We start from the raw sequence: 3,370 nt of genomic DNA on the forward strand, positions 1-3,370 counted from the left end.
AGAAGAAAAGGGCCAAAACAGGCGTCTTAAAGGGGGTGGTCGCGCGTAGCGCAAGACGGTGTGCCGCCTTTGACCTTCGGGGGTTTTGGTCGGGCGTTCAGCCCGGACATTACCCCCATGTGACGTGGAAAAAGGGCGTCCAGCCCGCATGACACGGCACACGCCGTTAGATCGCGGGAGTATACCCCCGCGAGCATGGCCGCAGCGCGGCCACCTTCTTTCACGCTCACGTTCTCGGCTCATGCTCTCGGCGCATCTTGCCAGCCGAGCACATGAGCCGAGAGCATGAGCCGAGAACACAAAAGGATCTCTCTTATGCCATTCGACAGACTGAGCCATTTGCTATCGCCGATAGTAAATGGTGCCTTATGGTTTTTTTGGTTTTTGCAGACACACCAGATGATTTTAGCGTTGCTGTCAGGCGTGATGCTGCCATTTATATTCACGCTAAAGAAAGACGAGCATCAAAACGCCCCATTCTGGAAGCGTTTTATATTCGGCCTTTCGATGCTTTGTTTTCTTTTCGGGACAATTGCCCCGATGCCTGTCTGGTTCCTGCAACGGATGTATGCGGGGCGGGAAGAAGTGGCCGTTCCGGTGTTAACGTGGGGAATTCTGCTGGCATTTACAGGCGCAGGATTAACCGCACATATCATTTTACGGCGTTTGATTTCTCCGGAACTGGATAAGGCCAAACGCAGCCTGATTAAAAAAACCAGTGCAGAAAGAGATATCCGCACCGATGTACGAACGGTGAGGGAGCTGCTTCCTGAAACGCTACATTATGATCCAATGAAATACATCGACCTTGAAAAAGGTATATTCATCGGGTTAAACCGCAGTCAGGAACCACAATACATTCCGCTGGAATACTGGCAAAAGCAACACGCGGATATTATCGGTACCACTGGTGCCGGTAAAGGTGTGGCCACCGGCTTGCTGCTTTATCAAAGCATCATCGCCGGTGAAGGCGTTTTTGTTCTTGATCCAAAAAACGATGAATGGGCACCGCATCTTTATCGCAAAGCGTGTGAAGATGCAGGTAAGCCTTTTATTCTGATTGATTTAAATAAGCGCGACTATCAATTCAACTTGATTGACGACATTAATCAAGAGCAACTGGAAGAACTCTTTTCAGCTGGCTTTAGTTTATCTGAAAAAGGAGACGGCGGTGCTGACTTCTATCGCATTGATGACAGGAAAGCGGCGCTGGAGACTTCCGAGTTACTGGATGAGAAAAAAGGAACCACATTAAGAAGCCTCTTTAACAGTGATTATGTCCAAAGCCTCTCCGAAACAATAAAAGGTTTTTTTGGCAAAATGTCAGAACTTGCCAGATTAAACGCCATCAACACACCTGACGGGGCATCATTGAAGAAGATTTATGATGAGGGTGGGTGTTGCTATATTATCGGGTCAATGCGAAATGCCAAAATCATCACCACGCAGAGGATGATTTTGATCCGCTTAATTCAGCTTGCGGAATTGCGTGATCGTGTCGTCGGTGATATTCGCCCTGTCGCTATTTTCCTTGACGAACTTAAATATCATCTTTCAAAACCCGCACTGGAAGGTTTGGGAGCTGCACGTGATAAAGGCGTGCATATCATCATGGCTCATCAGTCTATTGCCGATTTGCGTGATTGCCCTGCCGATTTAAATCCAGAATCCGTTGTCGGGGCAGTTGTCGAGAATGCAAAGTTTAAACTTGTTTATCGCGTAATGGATCCAGACACTGCTGAATGGGTTGCCAGAATGTCAGGGAAGATATTAGTCGATGACGAATCTAAACATGTCACCCTTGATGCTGTGTTAACTGAAAAAGTAGATGACACAAGAACGATTCGTCAGGCTGAAAGGTATTTCATTGACGAAAATATGATCTTAAATCTTCCCGATTTTGTCTGCTTTATTTTCACCACAAAGAAATTACCTACTGCACATTTAATTTCACCAATAAAGGTGAAAAAACAGCCTCTCGTTTTATCTTCTGTTCCACAAGGATCCGCATCAGCAATAGCACCCGTTAAAGGTGCCATTGATTTTGTGGATGAGGAAATCAAAGCAGATAAGCTCAAAATAACCGAAACACACGCTGATTTATTCTTCGATGATGAAACCATAGATGAAGAAGAAAGCCAGCACATTGAGACGCTCCCGGAATTTAATGCCGGTGTGGCCATCCCTCCTCCCGAAGTTGACGAATCAGACGAAGCCATACCCATTCTCGATCCGCATACCGATGAATGGAAGCTGGCGGAGCCAGAGCCTGAAAAATTTCATTCCGAAGCGGAGCAGTCGCAAGAGGAAGAAAAAAAGTTATCGCTGCTTGATTTTTAAGGAGGCGTAATGCTTTTAACCACTAACAGCGAGCGTCGCAAGCGCAACACAGAAAAAATCCTCACCCTGCTGAATTTTTTGAAGGAAGAGACTTACAGCGACTTTCAAACCCTCATGATGCTGTTCGGTTATAAAAATCACATGCCGCTTTATCGACTCCTGGCTAAAGTCGAAAAAATGGGGCTGATTCAAAAACACATGCTGGAATCTCGCGCCAATAAAATAACGCTCTGGGGTATCACGAATGACGGGCTGGCCGTCGTTCTGACCCCGGATGATAAAGTGATGCCGTCACGGTTTGAGGCATTTCGCATCACCGGCTGGTCACTGGATCATCACCTTGATAACCAGTTAGCACGCCTCATTCTTGAAAAGAAAGGGGCTTCTAACTGGATTAACGGTGACCGTTCGACGTTCCTTAATCAGTACAATGTCAAACATCGCCCGGACGGGCTGATAACCCTGCCTGACAGCAGAGTTATCGCGGTGGAAACAGAACGCCGGTTAAAAACCAAAGCGCGTTATCAGTCCATCATAGCCAGTCACCTGATGGCCAGAACAGGCAGGCACTGGATTTACGTTTTTTATGTCGTTCCGGATGAACAGAAAAAACGCGCCCTCCGGGTAATTTTTGACGGCATCACGCATGTGAATGTTAACAATCAGCGCCATCCCCTGGAAGAAAAACACCGTAATGTTTTCCGCATCTACACCACGGAAGAACTCAGTAAACTGGAGTTAACGAACTATGCGTAAATCAATATTACTGGCGCTGGCTATCGCGATAGCCACGCCTGCGTTTGTCAGTGCTGCACCTGCGGTATCGGTGGGTTTCTCACCGTCGAATGGCCAGAGCGCGTTACAGGTTATTTTAAGCACCATCCAGGGTGCAAAGCATAACATCGATGTGGCGGCTTACAGCTTCACCAGTAAGCCGGTTGCGATGGCGCTGGTCACCGCCAGCAAGCGCGGGGTCACCATCCGGGTAGTGGCCGATAAAAAGGCCAATAATGACGGATACACCGCCGTG

At 47.6% G+C, this 3,370-nt stretch carries 2 protein-coding genes and 1 pseudogene; all 3 read left to right on the forward strand.

Annotated elements, in window-relative coordinates; translation table 11 throughout:
• Window positions 1-315 precede the first annotated feature (315 nt).
• Window positions 316-2,124 (forward strand): annotated as a pseudogene (locus VGM55_RS07545) (type IV secretory system conjugative DNA transfer family protein); the annotation flags it as partial.
• A 225-nt stretch (window positions 2,125-2,349) separates the two neighbouring features.
• A complete protein-coding gene (gene mobC / locus VGM55_RS07550) occupies window positions 2,350-3,096 on the forward strand; it encodes a MobC family replication-relaxation protein (RefSeq protein ID WP_331635127.1) in 747 nt (248 codons plus the stop codon).
• Window positions 3,089-3,370, forward strand: a 282-nt coding sequence (locus VGM55_RS07555) for a phospholipase D-like domain-containing protein (RefSeq protein ID WP_331635128.1), incomplete at its 3' end; no start/stop codon positions are given. The genes mobC and VGM55_RS07555, both read left to right, overlap by 8 nt.

Origin of the sequence: Cedecea sp. (genome assembly GCF_036500665.1) — a bacterium.
Classification (GTDB): Bacteria; Pseudomonadota; Gammaproteobacteria; order Enterobacterales; family Enterobacteriaceae; genus Cedecea.